We start from the raw sequence: 17229 nt of genomic DNA on the forward strand, positions 1-17229 counted from the left end.
GCGCGCGTCCCCCTTCACTCACAGGAGCAAACAGGATGAAACGACTCGAAGGCAAGGTAGCGCTGATCACGGGCGGCGCCCGCGGCCAGGGCGAGGCGGAGGCACGCCGGTTCGTCGCCGAGGGCGCACGCGTGGTGATCGCCGACGTGCTGGACGACGCGGGCCGGCGCGTCGCGGCCGAACTCGGCGACGCCGCGCGCTACCAGCATCTCGACGTGACGAACGAAGACGACTGGCGCACCGCCGTCAATGCGACGCTCGCGCATTTCGGGCGGCTGGACATCCTCGTGAACAACGCGGCGATCCTGAAGCTCGTGCCGATCGAGTCCTGTTCGCTCGACGACTATCGCAAGGTGATCGACGTGAACCAGGTCGGCTGCTGGCTCGGCATGAAATCGGCATTGGCCGCGCTGAAGGATGCGGGTGGCGGCTCGATCGTCAACGTGTCGTCGACGGCCGGGATGGAAGGCGTGGCCGGCGGCAGCGCGTATGTATCGAGCAAGTTCGCGGTGCGCGGGATGACGAAGGCCGCCGCGCTCGAGTTCGGCCGCTACGGGATCCGCGTGAACTCGGTCCATCCGGGCGGCATCGACACCGTGATGGCACGCCCGCCGGAATACGCGGATTTCGATTCGTCATCGATCTACAGCGGGCTGCCGATCGCGCGTATCGGCAAACCCGACGAGGTGGCGAGCCTCGTACTGTTCCTCGCGTCCGACGAATCCGCGTATTGCACGGGTTCGGAATTCATCGTCGACGGCGGGATGCTCGCGGGCAGCACGTTCCACTGATCCGCAGCGGAGTCGACACACGCCCGCCTGCCCGGCGGGTGCTGTCATTTTCAGCCGCGCGAGGGAGAAGTCAGGAGCGGCCTTCCATACGCGCATACAACCCGGCATCCTGAAACAACCATGCCGCCGGCGGATCTCCCGCGCGGCGGCACCGGTATTTCCAGCGCGCAGCGACGCGCGAGGCTGCGCTCAATACCCCTTCGGCTGAATCGCCGGGGCGCCGACACCGCGCGCCGCTTGCCTGCCGCCGCGCACGAGGAAACGTCCGCGCGGGCCGTACACGCCCTCCGCTTCCGGATACACCGTCAGCATCACGAAATACAGCAGCCCGCCGACCACCAGCGACACCGGCACGCTGAGATCGAGCCCACCCGCGAGGTTGCCGAGCGGCCCGACGAACTGGCCCGGCAGGTTCACGAACGACAGTCCGATGAAGGCCGCCGGCAGCCACGCGCCCATCGCGCGCAGGTTCCAGCCGTGCGTGAACCAGTAGTGGCCGCCGCGCAGCCCGCGGTTGAACACCTGCAGGTCGTCCGCGAGATAGTAACCGCGGCGCGTCACGTAGCCGATCACCATGATCGCCATCCACGGGCAGCTGAACGTGTCGATCAGCGTCGAGAACGTCGCGACGCTTTCGACGAGGTTGAACCAGAAGCGGCCGACGAAGATGAACGCGATCGCGATCGTGCCGATCAGCAGCGTCGCGCGCACACGGTTCAGGAAGCGCGGGAACATGCTCGACACGTCGAGGCCCGTGCCGTACAGCGCGGTCGTGCCGGTCGACATCCCGCCGATGATCGCGATCAGGCACATCGGCAGCAGGAACCAGCGCGGCGACACGGCGAGCAGCCCGCCGACGTAGTCGTTCGACGCGATGAACGCGGGCGCCTTCGACGCGATGATGGTCGCGGTCGCGAGCCCGAAGAAGAACGGCACGAAGGTCGCGATCTGCGCGGCGAACACGGCGGCCATCACGCGCCGCTTCGGCGTCTGCTGCGGAATGTAGCGCGCCCAGTCGCCGAGCGTCGACGCGAACGACACCGGGTTGCTCAATGCGACCAGCACGGCGCCGACGAACGCGGCCCAGAAGCCTGCGCTGCCCTGGTTCAGCGTGCCCGCGTAGTTCACGTCGAACATCCCCGCGAACGCGAACAGGCCGGTGACGAACAGCAGGCTCGCCGCCCACACGGCGATCTTGTTGACCCACAGCATGAAGCGAAAGCCGTAGATGCAGACGATCAGCACGAGCACCGCGAACACCATGTACGCGGCGCCGAGCGTGAAGCCGTTGACCGGCACGCCGACCATGTCGTGCGCGCCGCCGACGAGCGCATCGCCCGAGCTCCACACCGCGAGCGAGAAGAACGCGATCGACGTGAGCAGCGCGAGGAACGACCCGACGATCCGGCCGTGAATGCCGAAATGCGCGCCGGACGACACAGGGTCGCTCGTGCCATTGCGCGGGCCGAACAGGCTCATCGGCGCGAGGATGCAGGTGCCGGCGAGCACGCCCAGCACGATCGCGCACATGCCGGCCTTGAACGACAGCCCGACCAGCACGGGAAAACTGCCGAGCACCGACGTGGAAAACGTGTTGCAGCCGCCGAACAGCAACCGGAACAGATCGATCGGACGCGCATAGCGCGATACGTCGGGAATACGCTCGAAACCGAACGATTCGACTTGGGTGATCCTGCCTTCAGTCATTTGTCTCCAGCTCCTCTGGTGCATCGGTACGGCCCGCGACTGAGGCCATACGACACATCGTCATCGATTTGCGGCCACTCTAAACCGGATCGGGCAGCGCAAATATCACGCATTCGAGACGTTTACGACGAGGCAGAACAATGTTTCGCGACGGGGAATCGACCGGTTGGCGCGCCGCGCGGGCGGCCCGGGCGATGCAAGGTGCGCCGACCGATGCGCCGGGCCGCCGCCGGCGCGCGAGCCGGCCGGCGATCCGGCCCTGCCGAACGGCCGGCATCGCTACAAGGCAGGCGCACGGAGTGCCATGCCGATCAACGAGACCGGCGCGGCATCGACCGTCGTCAGTCCGTGCGACGCCGTTGCGGGCCGGCAACGACGACGCAGGCGCCTACCCGGCGATGCGAAGTCGATCGCCCGGCGGGCGAACCCGACGTCCCTTCCCGCCGCGCGACCCGCGCCCTCGCCCTACTCCCCCGATCGCGCGAGCGGACCGGGTGCCCGCTGCGCCGTTTCCGACGGCCAGCCGCCCGCGAGCGCCTTGTACAGCGCGACCGTCGATGCCGCGCTGCGCATCCGCCCGTCGGCCGCCGCGTCCTGCGCCTGCAGCAGCGTCCGTTGCGCGTCGAGCACTTCGTAGTAGTCGATCGCACCGGCCGAGAAGCGCGTCTGTGCAAGCTGTGCCGCGCGAGCGCTGTCGTCCGCCGCGCGCACGAGGTGCGCGGTCTCCTCCCGCGTGCGGGCGACACGCAGCAGCGCGTTCTCCGTTTCCTCCAGCGCGCCGAGCACGGTCTGCCGGTACTGCGCGAGCTGGCCGGCCGCGTCCGCGTCGCTCGCCGCGATCCGCGCGCGCACGCGGCCGACATCGAGGAACGACCAGTCGATGCCGAGCGCGATCAGGTTCGTATCGCTGCCCGCACGGAAGAATCCGTAGCTGCTCGTCGCGCTGCCGAGCAGCCCCGACAGCGTGAAGCGCGGAAACAGGTCGGCTGTCGCGACGCCGACGCGCGCGGTCGCCGCGTGCAGCCGTGCTTCGGCGGCAGCGACATCGGGGCGGCGGCGCAGCAGGTCGCCCGGCGTGCCGGGATCGATGTCGGCTGCAAGCGCCGGCAGCGGTACCGGCGCGCCTTTCGATGCGGCAGCGCTCGGGATGTCGAACCGGCCGATCAGCGCATCCGGCGTCTGCCCGGTCAACACCGCGAGCCGATGCTCGTCGACGCCGATCGCCGCTTCGTACACGGCGATCCGCGACGTCGTCGATTCGTACTGCGCGCGCGCCCGCGCCGCATCGAGTTCGGAGCCGCGTCCCGCGCCGACGCGCGCATTGATCAGCGCGAGCGTCTGCTTCTGGTTGTCGGCGTTCTCGCGTGCGATCCGCAGCCGCTCCTGCGAGCCGCGCAGATCCACGTACGTGCTCGCGACCTCGCCCGCGATCGCGACACGCACCGCGCGCACGTCGGCCGCACTCGCAGCCGTTTCCGCCCGCTGCGACTCGATCGAGCGGCGCACGCGGCCGAACAGGTCGAGTTCCCACGCCGCATTGATCCCGACACTGGAGATCGGCGTATCGCGCTGGCTGCGCGGCGCGCCGAACGCCTGGTCCCTGCTCGTCAGCTGATGGCCGATCCGGCCGCTCGCGGTAATCGTCGGATAGCGGTCGAACGCGGCCTGCGACAGCAGCGCGTTCGATGCGTCGTAGCGCGATACGGCGACCTGCAGGTCCTGATTCGCGGCGAGCGCCGCATCGATCAGCTGCGTGAGCGCCGGGTCGCCGAAGCCGCGCCAGAACGCGGCATCGGCAGCGGCCGACGCAACGGGCGGCGACGCATCGGGCGTGGTCGCATGCGCGTCGCGCGCGAAGCGCGCGGCGCTCGCCGTATCGGGCCGCTTGAAATCGGGGCCGACCGCGCACGCGGCGAGCGTCACCGACAGCGCGAGCGCGGAAAGACGGAATGCAGCGCTCATCGGTTTTCTCCTTCCAGGGTGCCGTGCTGTTCGCTCCACACGGCCGGCGTGCCGCGCGCGAGCTTGCGGATCGCCACGTAGAACACGGGCGTCAGGAACAGCCCGAACAACGTGACGCCGAGCATCCCCGCGAATACGGTGACGCCGGTGGCGGCCCGCACTTCGCTGCCCGCGCCGCCGCCGATCAGGAGCGGCACCGAGCCCGCGATGAACGCGACCGACGTCATCACGATCGGGCGCAGCCGCAGCCTGCATGCCTCGAGCGCCGCCGCGATCGCACCCTTGCCCTGGATTTCGAGTTCGCGCGCGAACTCGACGATCAGGATCGCGTTCTTGCACGCGAGCCCCATCAGCACGACGAGACCGACCTGCACGAACACGTTGTTGTCGCCGCCGGACAGCCACACGCCGAACAGCGCCGCGCACATGCACACCGGCACGATCAGGATCACCGCAAGCGGCAGCGTCCAGCTCTCGTACAGCGACGCGAGCACCAGGAACACGAGCATCACCGCGAGCGGGAACACGACGATCGCCGCGTTGCTCTGTGTGACCTGCTGGTAACTGAGATCGGTCCATTCGAGCGTGATGCCCGGCGGCAGCACGTCCTTCGCGATCTGCTGCAGCTTCGCGATCGCCTGCGACGACGACATCGCCTTCGGATCGGCGTCGCCGATCAGGTCCGCGGCCGGATAGCCGTTGTAGCGGACGACCGGGTCCGGCCCATACGCGGGCGCGACCGTCACCATCGAGCCGATCGGCACCATCTCGCCTTTCGCGTTGCGCGTGCGCAGGTTCGCGATGTCCGCGGCCGTCTGCCGGTGACCGGCGTCGGCCTGCGCCATCACGCGGTACACGCGGCCGAATGCGTTGAAGTCGTTCACGTACATCGAGCCGAGATAGACCTGCAGCGTGTTGAACAGGTCGGTGAGCGCGACGCCTTGCGCCTTCGCCTTCAGCCGGTCGACCTTCACTTCCAGCTGCGGGATGTTCGCCTGGTACGAACTGACGGGATAACTCATCCCCGGCGTCTTCGCGACCGCGGCCTGAAACGCCGTCAGTGCCTTCTGCAATTCACCGTAGCCGAGCCCGCCGCGATCCTCGAGGTAAAGCGAGTAGCCCGAACCGTTGCCGAGGCCCTGGATCGGCGGCGGCATCAGCGCATAGGTGATGCCGCCGCCGATCGCCGCGAAGCGTGCGTTCAGGTCCGCGTTGATCTGCGCGGCGCTGCGGTGACGCTGGTCGAACGGCTTCAGGATCACGTACGAGTTCGTGATGTTCGGCGTGTTCACGCCCTGCAGCGCGTTCAGCCCGGCGAACGCCGGGACCATCTCGACGCCGTCGGTGCCGAGCGCGATCTTCGTCATCTGCTCGGTGACCGCGCTGGTGCGGGCGAGCGACGCGCCCTCCGGCAGCTTCGCGCCGGCGAACAGGTACAGCTTGTCCTGCACGGGGATGAAGCCGCCCGGCACCGCGTTGAACAGCAGCGCGGTCGCGGCGAGCAAGGCCGCATAGACCGCGAACACCGCGCCGCGCCGCTTCAGCGTGCGCGCGACCACGCCGTGATAGCGATCGGAGCTGCGCTCGAAGAAGCGGTTGAACGGATGAAACAGCCAGCCGAATGCGCGGTCGAGCACGCGGGTCAACGCATCCTTCGGCGCGCCGTGCGGACGCAGCAGTTTCGCGGCGAGCGCGGGCGACAGCGTCAGCGAGTTCACCGCGGAGATCACCGTCGAGATCGCGATCGTCACCGCGAACTGCCTGTAGAACTGGCCCGTCACACCCGACATGAACGCCATCGGCACGAACACCGCGCACAGCACGAGCGCGATCGCGACGATCGGCCCCGACACCTCGCGCATCGCCTGGTGCGCGGCGTCGCGCGGGCTCAAACCCTGTGCGATGTTGCGCTCGACGTTCTCGACCACCACGATCGCATCGTCGACGACGATCCCGATCGCGAGCACGAGCCCGAACAACGTCAGCGTGTTGATCGAATAGCCGAGCAGGTAGAGCCACGCGAACGTGCCGACCACCGACACGGGCACCGCGACGAGCGGAATGATCGACGCGCGCCAGGTCTGCAGGAACAGGATCACGACGAGCACGACCAGCACGACGGCCTCGATCAGCGTGTGCTGCACCGCGCGGATCGATTCGCGCACGAACACGGTCGGGTCCCACACCGGACGATAGGCGACGCCCGGCGGGAATCGTTTCGACAGTTCGTCGAGCTTCGCATACACCGCCTTCGCGACGTCGAGCGCGTTCGCGCCAGGCGACAGGAAAATGCCGACCACGGACGAATGCTTATCGTTGAAGTACGAGCGCAGCGTATAGTCGCCCGCGCCGAGCTCGATGCGCGCGACGTCGGACAGCTTCACGACCTGGCCGTCGTCGCCGTTGCGCAGCACGATGTCGCCGAATTCCTGCGCGGTGCGCAGCCGGCCGCGCACGTTGATCGACACGAGGAAGTCGTTTTTCTTCGGCGTCGGCTCCGCGCCGAGCTGGCCGGCCGACACCTGCACGTTCTGCTCGCGCGCCGCGGCGATCACGTCGCTCGCGGTCAGCCCGCGCGACGCCAGCCGGTTCGGGTCGAGCCAGAGCCGCATCGCGTAGTCGCCTGAGCCGTACACGCCGACGTCGCCGATGCCGGTCAGGCGCGACAGCTCGTCCTTCACGTGCAGCGTCAGGTAGTTGCGCAGGTACAGCGAATCGCGGCTGTTGTCCGGCGAATAGAGACTCACGTACATCAGCGGCGTCGGCGACTGCTTCTGCGTGGTCACGCCGTACTGGCGCACCTCCTCCGGCAGGCGCGACAACGCCTGGCTCACGCGGTTCTGCACGCGCACGGCGGCCGTATCGGGATCGACGCCCTGCAGGAACGTGACGACGACCTGCAGGCTGCCGTCCGAACCGGCGACCGACTTCATGTACATGATGCCTTCGACGCCGTTGATCGCCTCTTCCAGCGGTTCGGCGACCGATTCGGCGATTTCCTTCGGGTTCGCGCCCGGGTACGTCGCGCGCACGACGACGCTCGGCGGCACGACTTCCGGATATTCGCCGGCCGGCAGCATCGGGATCGAGATCAGGCCGATCGCGAAGATGACGATCGACAGCACGACCGCGAAAATCGGCCGGTCGATGAAGAAGCGGGAGAAATCCATTGCGGGCCTCCCGTTACCGCGCGGCCGGCGCGCCGGCGTCGGCCACCGCCACCGCTGCGGCCTGCGTGTCGCTGCCCGGGCCGGTGGCGGTGTCCGCATCCGCGCGTGCAGGCAGCACCTTCGGCTTCACCTGCGCGCCCGGATAGTAGATCCGCTGCACGCCGTCGATGACCACGCGATCGCCCGGCTCCAGCCCCTTCTCGACGATCCGCTCGCCGTCCAGCGCACGGCCGATCGTGACGTCGCGACGCAGCGCCTTGTCGCCGGCGCCGATCACGTACACGTACTTGCGGTCCTGGTCGGTGAGCACCGCCTTGTCGTCGACGAGCAGCGCATCCTGGTCGCGACCGCTGACGAGCTGGACGCGCGCATAGAGGCCCGGCGTGAACGCGTGGTCCGCGTTCGGCAGCCGCACGCGCGCACGAATCGTGCCGGTTTGCGGATCGAGCCGGTTGTCGAGGAAATCGACGGTGCCCGCGTGCGGGAAACCCGTCTCGTTCGCGAGCCCCACGCGCACCGGATCGGCGCCGATCGCGCGATGCTTCGGGTCGGCGCGCCGCGCGTTGTAGCGCAGGTAGCTCTGCTCGTCGCAGTCGAAATACACGTAGACGGGGTCTTGCGACACGACGGTCGTGAGCAGCGTGTCGTCGGCGCGCGCGAGGTTTCCGGCGGTCGCGATCGCCCGGCCGACGCGCCCCGCGATCGGCGCACGCACCTCGGTGAAACCGAGATTGAGCTTCGCGTCGGCGACGGCCGCATCGGCCGCCCGCAGGTCGGCGCGCGCCTGCTCGGCGGTCGCGCGCGCGTTGTCGAGTTCCTCCTGGGAAGTTGCATGCGCATCGATCAGTGTCCGCACGCGCTTGAGCTGCACATCGGCGAGGCTCGCGGCCGCGCGCGCCCGCTGCTGCTGTGCGTTGGCGCGGTCGAGCGCGATCCGGTACGGACGCGGATCGATCTCGAACAGCACCGCGCCCTGCGCGACGAGGTCGCCCTCCTTGTACGCGATGCGCTGCAGATAGCCGCTCACGCGCGGCCGCAGCTCGACCGCGTCGACTGCTTCGACGCGTCCGTTGAATTCGTCCGCGAGGCGGATCGTGCGCGGCGCGACGGTCGTCACGCCGACTTCGGGAAGCGGCTGGGCCGCCGTTTCGCCTTTGCCGTCGTGACAGCCCGACAACGCCAGCAGCAGTGCGCAGGCCGCGCCCAAAGGCGAGGTCCTGCGTAGGGATAAGGAGAGCATGATGCCTCGCGACGGGTTAAACTGCCGCGTAGCATAAAAGTTGAAGTTAACTTCAAGTCAAGCTTTCCCGGAGGGCGTCATGGGTATCGACGAAATCCCGCAATGGCCGCTGATGTCGATCCGCGAAGTGGCCGCGCGCAGCGGCGTGCCGGCATCGACGCTGCGTTTCTACGAGACGCGCGGACTCATCAAGTCGCACCGCAACGGCTCGAGCCATCGCCACTATTCGCGCGCGGTGCTGCGGCTGATCGCGTTCATCGTGTTCGCGCAGAAGATCGGCTATTCGCTCGACGAGATCGCCGAACAGCTCGTAAGCCTGCCGGAAGACACCGCGCCGACCAACAAGGACTGGCAGCGGCTGTCGCGCGGCTGGAAACAGCGCGTCGCGAACCGGATCGAGGAACTGCAGCGGCTCTACATCAATCTCGACGAATGCATCGGTTGCGGCTGCCTGTCGCTGAAGCGCTGCAAGCTGACCAATCCCGAGGACCGCGCGGGACGCAACGGGCCGGGCGCACGGCGCTGGCTCGGTGATACGCCGCCCGATCTCGACTGACGCACGCGCGGCGGCCGGCGCGATGCACGATGCCGCGCCGGCGTCCCGCGTCACCCGACTCGCCCGCCCCGCCGCTCACCGCGATCGCCGTGCCCGTGAGGGCGCCAGTCTGCCCAGACGTTGCCGGTTGGCAGCAATGGCAGTCCGGGCCCTGCCCGGCGTAAGGTCAATCGCGCCGGCGCGCCGGCCGGCTTCGCGTCGCGCGCGGCGCTCAGACGCTCAGGATGCCGAGCGCGACGTCGAGCACGGCCTGCCGGAACGCCTCCTGCCGCGTGGGCAGCGACGTGAACTCCAGCATCATGTGGCTGTACGACACCGTCGTGCCGACCGCGCTCGCGATCATGAAGAACAGCACGTTCGGATCGACCGGGCGGATCTCGCCGGCCGCGACCGCGTCGGCCAGCAGCGGAAACATCGCGTCGCGATACGGGCGCACGATCCGCTGCTGCAGGCAGTCGAGCCGCCCGCCCTCCTCGGTCGCTGCCGTCGAGAAGAACATGCCGATGTCCGGCTCCGCGAACTCGTGATCGACGCACAGCTCGATCGCGCGCCGCACGCGCTCGCGATGCGGCAATGACGACGTGCGCAGCGCGCGCAACGCGTCGAACAGCGGCTCGGCCAGGTCGACGATCTGCTCGACGACAGCCAGCCACAGCGTCTCCTTCGCGCCGAAATGATGGGCGATCAGCGCCGCGTCGATGCCCAGCTCGCGCGCGACCTCGCGCACGCTCGTCGCGTCGTAGCCGCGCTTCGCGAACGTGCGGCGCGCGGCCCGCAATATCACGTCCGGTCCGACGGACGCCTCCGCCAGCGGCCGCCCGCGCGTACGCCGCTTCGACGGCGCGCGCTCAGTGACTTCAGCCACGTTTTCCTGCTCCCGTTGAATGAATCGAATGCCCGTGTCCGGGCCCCGGTTCGCGTCCGCGGAACCGGGTTGCCTGCCCGCTCCGTTGACACGCGAAGCCGGGAAGCGCTAGGATCATACCTTATTCATCACGTGATGATTTATTCATGACAACCCCTACTCGCATCGTGATCGTCGGCGGCGGCATCGCCGGATTGCAGCTCGCAACCCGCCTCGGCGAACGTCTCGGCCGCACCGGGCGCGCCCATGTCACCGTGGTCGACCGCAGCCCGACCCATGTCTGGAAGCCGATGCTGCACACGATCGCGGCCGGTACGCGCGACGTGCAGCAACAGCAGGTGATCTTTCTCGCCCATGCGCGCGATCACGGCTACACGTACCAGCCCGGCGAATTGACGGGGCTCGATCGCGCGCGCCGTCGCGTGCAGCTCGGCGAGATTCGCTCGCAGGACGGCGAACGCGTGGTCGACGCGCGCGAACTCGAATACGACGTGCTGATCCTCGCGCTCGGCAGCCAGGCCAACGATTTCGGCGTGCCGGGCGTGCGCGAGCACTGCTACTTCATCGACAGCCAGCGGCAGGCCGAAACCTTCAATGAAGCGCTGCGGATGCGCGTGTTCCGCAGCATCGCGCGCGACGAGCCGTTTCGCGTCGCGATCGTCGGCGCGGGCGCGACGGGCGTGGAGCTGGCGGCGGAACTGAGCCGGCTGCTGGAAGTGGCGCAGGCGTATGGCGACGCGACGGTGCGCGAGCGGCTGCGGCTCACGCTGCTCGAAAGCGGCCCGCGCATCCTCGCCGCATTTCCGCCGCGGATTTCCGCGTCGGCGCAGCGGCGGCTCGAGCAGATCGGCTTTCACGTGCTGACGTCCACGCGCGTGACGGCGGCCGATGCGAACGGCTTCCACTACGGCGACGGTTCATTCGCCGAAGCGGATCTGATGGTGTGGGCGGCGGGTGTGAAGGCGCCCGATTTCATGCAGGCACTCGGCGGGCTCGACACGAACCGCGCGAACCAGATCCTGGTCGGGCCCACGCTGCAGGCCACGGCCGACGAGCACGTGTTCGCGATCGGCGATTGCGCGAGCCTGCAGCCCGACGGCCACGAACGGCCGCTGCCGCCCACCGCGCAGGTGGCGACCCAGCAGGCCGAACATCTCGCGAAACACCTGCCCGCCTGGCTCGACGGCAAGCCGATGCCGCCGTTCGCGTTCCACGATTTCGGCGCGCTCGTGTCGATCAGCGACTACGACGCGTTCGGCACGCTCGGCCAATTCGGGTTCTTCCGCGGCGGCTTCATCCAGGGGCGTTTCGCGCAATTCAGCCACCTGATGCTGTACCGGCGCCACCAGCAGGCGCTGCACGGATTCTCCAAGGCGACGCTGCTGTGGCTCGCCGAACGGATCAACGGCTGCGTGCAACCGCGCATCCGCCTGTCGTGACGCCGCGTTTCGCGGCGTCGCCCAACGTTTCGAGGAAAGCAAAGATGAGCAACAGTGCAGTTGCCTGGCTCAGGACCGTCGCCGCGATCGGCAGCTTCGACATGCCGTCCGTTTCATGGGCCGCCCCGCGACGGCGCAGCATCACGCGCGATCGCCTGCCGTCGTGGGATGCGACGAGCCAGCCGTCGATCAGCGTGCTCGAGCGGCCCACGGCCGACACCGTGATGATTTCGTGGTGCGACGCGTGCACCGGCCACTACGGCTACCAGAAGTGGCGGTTGTTCACGACGCGCAAGCGCGGCGTCTGCGCGCTGTCGGGGCGGCCGATCGCGCGCGGCGACAGCGTCTACGCGCCGCAACTGCTCGGCTCGGCGCCGGGCAACGCCGCCGCGATGGTGCTGGCGGCGTGCATCGACGAGGCGTGTGCCGCTTAAACGGACGTCGCCTGACCGGCACCATAGGCCGGATCGCGGTTCTGCCGTTCCAGTTCCGCGTCGAGATGCGCGGCATGTGCTTGCGCTTCGGACTCCGACATCAGCTCGCCCTCCCACTTCGCGACCACCGCGCTGGCGATCGAATTGCCGACCGCATTGGTGGCCGAGCGCCCCATGTCGAGGAACGTGTCGACGCCGAGAATCAGCAGCAGCCCGGCTTCCGGGATGTCGAACTGGTGCAGTGTCGCCGCGATCACGACGAGCGATGCGCGCGGCACGCCGGCCATCCCCTTCGACGTCAGCATCAGGACCAGCAGCATCGTGACCTGCGTGCCGAGCGACAGGTGGATGTTGTACGCCTGCGCGATGAACAGCGACGCGAACGTGCAGTACATCATCGAGCCGTCGAGGTTGAACGAATAGCCCATCGGCATCACGAAGCTCGAGATCTTGCGCTTCACGCCGAAGCGGTCGAGCGCGTCGAGGATCTTCGGATACGCGGCTTCGGAGCTCGCGGTCGCGAACGACAGCATGAACGCTTCCTTGATCAGCACCAGCAGCTTGAATACGCGCGGCCCGAGGAACAGCAGGCCGGCGATCACGAGCGTGCTCCACAGCAGGAACAGGCTCACGTAGAAGTCGCCCATGAACACCGCGAACTTCAACAACACCGACAGCCCGTTGACCGCGACGGTCGCGGCCATCGCCGCCAGCACCGCGAGCGGCGCGAGCTTCATCACGTAACCGGTGATCTTCAGCATCACGTGCGCCAGCTGGTCGATCGCGGCGACGAGGATCTTGCCGCGCTCGCCGAGCGCCGACAGCGCGACGCCGAAGAACATCGAGAACACGACGATCTGCAGGATCTCGTTGTTCGCCATCGCCTCGGCGATCGACTTCGGCACCATGTGGCTGACGAAATCCTTCAGCGTGAACTTGGAGGTCGCGAGATGCGCGGATGCGCCGATGTCCGGCAGTGGCAGGCCGAGGTTCTCGCCCGGGCGCAGCAGGTTCGCCATCAGCAGCCCGAGCAGCAGCGAGATCAGCGACGCGGTGACGAACCAGCCGAACGCCTTCACGAACACGCGTCCCACCGACGAAGCGTCGCCCATGTGTGCGATGCCGACGACGAGCGTCGAGAACACCAGCGGGCCGATCACCATCTTGATCAACCGCAGGAACACGTCGGACACGAGGGAGATGTAGCCGGCGATCTCGGTCGCGGACTGCTTGTCCGGAAACTGCGTATAGATCATGTAGCCGATGAAGATGCCGGCCGCCATCGCGAGCAGGATCCAGACTGCCGCAGACATTCGTTTGTTCATAACGGAACTCGATGCACGGAGCAGGAATGAAAAAAAATGCGCGCGTCAGTGCCGTGCCACGGCGCGCATTGCGGGTCGGTCGGGCCCGGCATTCCGGGCACCCGCCCCGCCCGATACTGCGGACGTCCGCGAACGGACGCGCTGTCGCTGCCCCGGCGCTCACGCGATGGCGAACGCCGGGGCAACCGTTCAGCCTGGTGCAATCAGATCAAATCAAATCAGCTCAGGTCAGTAGCCGATCGCCGAACCGGCCGGTCGGCGCGGATCGTTGACGCCGTAGATGTAGCCGACGCGCACGTTGCCCGACACCGACGAATCGTTGCCGGAACTCTGATGGCTCACCGCCTCGGTGCCGGGCAGGCCGACCATGATCAGCTCGGCGGCGCCCCACGGCGTCTGCTCGACCATCTTGTAGCCCATGTTGCGCAGGATCGCGAGCGTGTCGGGCGACAGGCCGCGGGTCTCGTAATAGACCTGGTCCGGCAGCCATTGATGATGGATGCGCGGCGCACCGACCGCATCCTGCGGCGTCATCCCGTGGTCGATCACGTTCAGCACGGTCTGCAGCGTGATCGTGATGATGCGCGAGCCGCCCGGCGAGCCGACCACCATGAACACCTTGCCGTCCTTCTTCACGATCGTCGGCGCCATCGACGACAGCGGACGCTTGCCCGGCGCGATCGAGTTGCGCGTGCCCTGCACGAGGCCGAACAGGTTCTGCGCGCCGACCTTGACCGTGAAGTCGTCCATCTCGTCGTTCAGGAAGAAGCCCGTTCCCGGCGCGATCACCACGGCGCCGAAGCGGCCGTTGACGGTGTACGTGGTCGACACCGCGTTGCCGTCGCGGTCGATGATCGAGTAGTGGGTCGTCTCCGGCTTCTCGTGCACGCCGATACCCGGCTGCACGTCGACCGATGCCGTCGCCAAGTCGCCGCTGATCTGCTTGCGGATCTCGGCCGCATACTGCTTGCTCGTCAGCTTGGCGACCGGATTGTCGATGAAGTTCGGGTCGCCCAGCAGCGTGTTGCGATCCTCGTACGCGTGGCGCATCGCCTCGGTCATGTAGTGGACCACCGACGCCGACTGGTAGCCGAACTTGCGCAGGTCATACCCTTCGAGCACGTTCAGCGTCTCGCACATGGTCACGCCGCCCGAGCTCGGCGGCGGCGCCGACACGAACTCGTAGCCGCGATACGTGCAGGTCAGCGGCGCCATGTCCTGCGCGCGATACGACGCGAAATCGGCCGCCGTGATCACCCCGCCGCCGCGCTTCGCCGCGGCTTCGACGATCTTCGGAATCTCGCCGTGATAGAACGCGTCGGGGCCCTGCTCCGCAATGCGCTCGAGCGTGCGTGCCAGGTCCTTCTGCACCAGGCGGTCGCCCGGCTGCAGCGGCGTGCCGTCCGGGCGCAGGAAGATGCGCGCGGCTTCCGGGTCCTTCCTGAAGCGCTCGATCGTCGTGTCGAGGATGTCCGTATCGCCGCGCGTCAGCACGAAGCCGTCGCGCGCGAGCCGGATCGCCGGCTCCATCACCTGCCTGCGCGTCAGCTTGCCGTACTTGCGCTGCGCGAGGTCGAGACCCGCGACCGTGCCCGGCACACCGACCGCGCGATAGCCGTACAGGCTGTCGTCCGGAATGACGTTGCCGTTCGCATCGAGATACATGTTCGCCGACGCCGCGGCCGGCGCGGTCTCGCGGAAGTTGATGAAGCGGTCGCGGCCGTCGGCCAGGTGCAGGGTCATGAAGCCGCCGCCGCCGATGTTGCCGCAGCACGGATTGGTCACCGCTTGCGCGTAGCCGACCGCCACGGCGGCGTCCACCGCGTTGCCGCCTTCCTTGAGGATGTCGACGCCGATCTGCGACGCGAAGTGCTGCGACGACACGACCATGCCGTTCTTCGCTTCCACCGCGGGTTCCGAAGCGGCGAGCGCGCCTGCGCTGATGGCCGACAACAGGGTGAGTACGACGAGCCGCCTCATGACGGAATCCTCCAGACGAATGACCGGGCCATACCGGGATGCGCAACCGACTCGGAAGGCCGGGCGACGCTGCTGATCCGGCATGTAATAAACCATACATTCCGGCGAGGCCGCGATCATAGCATCGGCATTTTCATGTCAAAACCTAGGGTAATTACTGAATTCTCGATGAATTTATGGAAAGGTTCCGATCGATAATGTTTAATACATTACACAATCAGCCGATTGACGACCCGAATGATGCGCCCCTCTAATCTGTGGCCTCACACGGTCCGCGGCGCGGCGATCGGCTAACATGCACGGCGTCGCCGGCAGACGCATGCCTGCCGTTTGTCATTCATTCAGATAAAAACAAGCCGGAGTGCCCGATGGGGACAAGCATCAGGGCGTTGCTGCTATCCCAGATGGATAGCTTCACGCCGTCGGAACAGAAGGTCGCGCACGCGCTGCTGGATCGCTATCCGAGCCTCGGGCTCGGGCCGATCGCGAGCTTCGCGAAGCAAGCCGAAGTCAGCGACCCGACCGTGTTCCGCTTCGTCGTGCGGATCGGCTTCCCGAACTACTCGTCGTTCCAGCAGGCGCTGCACGACGAGATCGACACCGCGATGAATTCGCCGCTCGCGCGGATGGATGCGTTCCACTCGGAATCGGGGATGCGCGACAGCCATGCGGCGATCTTCCAGCGGCTCTCGCAATCGCTTGCCACCACGATCGAGGGACTCGACGCGGCAGCGTTCGACGAAGCGGTGACGCTGCTGGCCGATCCGGAAATCCGCGTGTTCTGCGGCGGCGGGCGTTATACCGCGCCGCTCGCGTCGCTGTTTTCGTTCACGCTCGCGTATGCGCGCCCGCACGTGCAGTACGTCGAGCCGAACCTGAATCTCTCGTCGGTGTCGCTGACCGACATGGGGCCCGGCGACGTGCTGGTCATTTTCGATTTTCGCCGCTATCAGAAGGACAGCATCCGGTTCGCGCAGGCCGCGCACCAGCTCGGCGTGCGCGTGCTGCTGATTACCGACGAATGGCGCTCGCCGATCAGCGCGTTCGCCGAGATCGTGCTGCGGATCCAGGGGCGCCCGTTCGCGATGCTGCAGACCAACGTGCCGGCGCTGGCGCTCGCCGAAGCGCTGGTGATCGGCGTGACGAACCGGCTTCCCGAACTGGCGCGGCAGAGGATGGAAAAGATCGAGCGGCTCAGTACGGGCGGCAGCGCGCAGGACGCGAATCAGCGGGATTTGCCCGAATGACGGTCGCGCGTCATTCGGGCAGGGACGTCAGCTCTCCACGTCCTCGAGACTGAACACTTCCGTCTTGTCGTTGTACGAAAAGACTTCGCCGTAACGCCCCCAGTCGATCACCGCGTCGAGCGTTTCCTCGGCGGCCTCGTCCGACAGGAAATCCTCCAGCTCCTGCTCGAAACGCACGCGCGGCGCACGATGGCCCGGGCGCTCGTTCAGCACCTTCCGGATCCGCGCGGCGAGCGGCACGTGCTTCAGCAGGTGATCCGCGAACATCAGCTTGCGTTCCTGCGTGCCGAATTCGGCGAACACGCGCGCGGGCGGCGTCAGGAACACGTCGCCTTCGCGCACGTCGGCGAAACCGAGGTACTGCAGCACTTCGGCGATCGGAAACAGTTCGTCCACTTCCAGATGCAGCGTGCGCGCGATTTCCGGCATGTCCGCGCGGCCGTGGTACGGCGCCATCGCGAGCGTCTCGATCAGGCCGGCCATCAGGTTGGTCGACACCTGCGGCAGCCAGCT

General features: G+C 67.5%; 13 protein-coding genes. 5 read left to right on the plus strand and 8 right to left on the minus strand.

Annotated features, from left to right (window positions below):
- The first annotated feature begins 35 nt into the window (after positions 1-35).
- Positions 36-791 (plus strand): glucose 1-dehydrogenase, encoded by a 756-nt coding sequence (locus DIE17_RS21270; protein WP_124921277.1) that lies wholly within the window; start codon positions 36-38, stop codon positions 789-791.
- 189 nt (positions 792-980) lie between these two features.
- Here the strand turns inward: DIE17_RS21270 and DIE17_RS21275 are convergent, their stop codons facing one another.
- From DIE17_RS21275 to DIE17_RS21290, 4 genes are all read right to left on the minus strand, one after another.
- Positions 981-2498 (minus strand): purine-cytosine permease family protein, encoded by a 1518-nt coding sequence (locus DIE17_RS21275; RefSeq protein ID WP_260439259.1) that lies wholly within the window; start codon positions 2496-2498, stop codon positions 981-983.
- 465 nt (positions 2499-2963) lie between these two features.
- Entirely contained in the window at positions 2964-4460 is a 1497-nt protein-coding gene (locus tag DIE17_RS21280; RefSeq protein ID WP_124921279.1) for an efflux transporter outer membrane subunit, read from the minus strand.
- The gene (locus tag DIE17_RS21285) at positions 4457-7630 is read right to left on the minus strand and encodes an efflux RND transporter permease subunit (protein WP_124666760.1); all 3174 of its coding nucleotides are present in this window, start codon (positions 7628-7630) and stop codon (positions 4457-4459) included. Before DIE17_RS21285 ends, DIE17_RS21280 begins: the two co-directional genes overlap by 4 nt.
- 13 nt (positions 7631-7643) lie before the next feature.
- Entirely contained in the window at positions 7644-8870 is a 1227-nt protein-coding gene (locus DIE17_RS21290; RefSeq protein ID WP_124666761.1) for an efflux RND transporter periplasmic adaptor subunit, read from the minus strand.
- Between the two features lie 79 nt (positions 8871-8949).
- Here DIE17_RS21290 and soxR point away from each other — a divergent pair, with 79 nt between their 5' ends.
- Positions 8950-9426, plus strand: coding sequence for a redox-sensitive transcriptional activator SoxR (gene soxR, locus DIE17_RS21295; protein WP_044846696.1), 477 nt, complete (start codon positions 8950-8952; stop codon positions 9424-9426).
- Positions 9427-9637: 211 nt separating this feature from the next.
- On the opposite strand, the gene DIE17_RS21300 is transcribed toward soxR, so the two are convergent.
- Positions 9638-10291, minus strand: a complete 654-nt coding sequence (locus tag DIE17_RS21300) for a TetR/AcrR family transcriptional regulator (protein ID WP_124666762.1) — start codon at positions 10289-10291, stop codon at positions 9638-9640.
- A gap of 146 nt (positions 10292-10437) precedes the next feature.
- On the opposite strand from DIE17_RS21300, the gene DIE17_RS21305 reads away from it, so the two are divergent.
- Positions 10438-11730, plus strand: a complete 1293-nt coding sequence (locus DIE17_RS21305; protein WP_124666763.1) for an NAD(P)/FAD-dependent oxidoreductase — start codon at positions 10438-10440, stop codon at positions 11728-11730.
- A gap of 44 nt (positions 11731-11774) precedes the next feature.
- Positions 11775-12164 carry a DUF3331 domain-containing protein gene (locus tag DIE17_RS21310; RefSeq protein WP_044846693.1) on the plus strand — a complete coding sequence of 130 codons (390 nt, stop codon included), beginning with the start codon at positions 11775-11777 and terminating at the stop codon, positions 12162-12164.
- Here DIE17_RS21310 and DIE17_RS21315 read toward each other — a convergent pair.
- Positions 12161-13489 (minus strand): dicarboxylate/amino acid:cation symporter, encoded by a 1329-nt coding sequence (locus DIE17_RS21315; RefSeq protein ID WP_044846692.1) that lies wholly within the window; start codon positions 13487-13489, stop codon positions 12161-12163. The genes DIE17_RS21310 and DIE17_RS21315 overlap by 4 nt on opposite strands.
- A 228-nt stretch (positions 13490-13717) precedes the next feature.
- A complete protein-coding gene (ggt, locus tag DIE17_RS21320; protein WP_124666764.1) occupies positions 13718-15469 on the minus strand; it encodes a gamma-glutamyltransferase in 1752 nt (583 codons plus the stop codon).
- 368 nt (positions 15470-15837) lie between these two features.
- Between ggt and DIE17_RS21325 the strand changes: the two genes are divergently transcribed.
- Positions 15838-16716, plus strand: coding sequence for a MurR/RpiR family transcriptional regulator (locus DIE17_RS21325; RefSeq protein ID WP_124666765.1), 879 nt, complete (start codon positions 15838-15840; stop codon positions 16714-16716).
- Positions 16717-16743: 27 nt separating this feature from the next.
- On the opposite strand, the gene DIE17_RS21330 is transcribed toward DIE17_RS21325, so the two are convergent.
- Positions 16744-17229: AAA-associated domain-containing protein (locus tag DIE17_RS21330; protein ID WP_185735393.1), on the minus strand; the 486-nt coding region annotated here is incomplete at its 5' end.

The sequence above is a fragment of the Burkholderia sp. Bp9099 genome, assembly GCF_003857805.1.
Lineage (GTDB): Bacteria > Pseudomonadota > Gammaproteobacteria > Burkholderiales > Burkholderiaceae > Burkholderia.

What these genes read in the sequence shown, in the direction of transcription:
- DIE17_RS21270 (WP_124921277.1), top strand. Translation starts at nt 36, where the DNA reads ATGAAACGACTCGAAGGCAAGGTAGCGCTGATCACGGGCGGCGCCCGC.
- DIE17_RS21275 (WP_260439259.1), bottom strand. Translation starts at nt 2,498, where the DNA reads ATGACTGAAGGCAGGATCACCCAAGTCGAATCGTTCGGTTTCGAGCGT.
- DIE17_RS21280 (WP_124921279.1), bottom strand. Translation starts at nt 4,460, where the DNA reads ATGAGCGCTGCATTCCGTCTTTCCGCGCTCGCGCTGTCGGTGACGCTC.
- DIE17_RS21285 (WP_124666760.1), bottom strand. Translation starts at nt 7,630, where the DNA reads ATGGATTTCTCCCGCTTCTTCATCGACCGGCCGATTTTCGCGGTCGTG.
- DIE17_RS21290 (WP_124666761.1), bottom strand. Translation starts at nt 8,870, where the DNA reads ATGCTCTCCTTATCCCTACGCAGGACCTCGCCTTTGGGCGCGGCCTGC.
- soxR (WP_044846696.1), top strand. Translation starts at nt 8,950, where the DNA reads ATGGGTATCGACGAAATCCCGCAATGGCCGCTGATGTCGATCCGCGAA.
- DIE17_RS21305 (WP_124666763.1), top strand. Translation starts at nt 10,438, where the DNA reads ATGACAACCCCTACTCGCATCGTGATCGTCGGCGGCGGCATCGCCGGA.
- DIE17_RS21310 (WP_044846693.1), top strand. Translation starts at nt 11,775, where the DNA reads ATGAGCAACAGTGCAGTTGCCTGGCTCAGGACCGTCGCCGCGATCGGC.
- DIE17_RS21315 (WP_044846692.1), bottom strand. Translation starts at nt 13,489, where the DNA reads ATGAACAAACGAATGTCTGCGGCAGTCTGGATCCTGCTCGCGATGGCG.
- ggt (WP_124666764.1), bottom strand. Translation starts at nt 15,469, where the DNA reads ATGAGGCGGCTCGTCGTACTCACCCTGTTGTCGGCCATCAGCGCAGGC.
- DIE17_RS21325 (WP_124666765.1), top strand. Translation starts at nt 15,838, where the DNA reads ATGGGGACAAGCATCAGGGCGTTGCTGCTATCCCAGATGGATAGCTTC.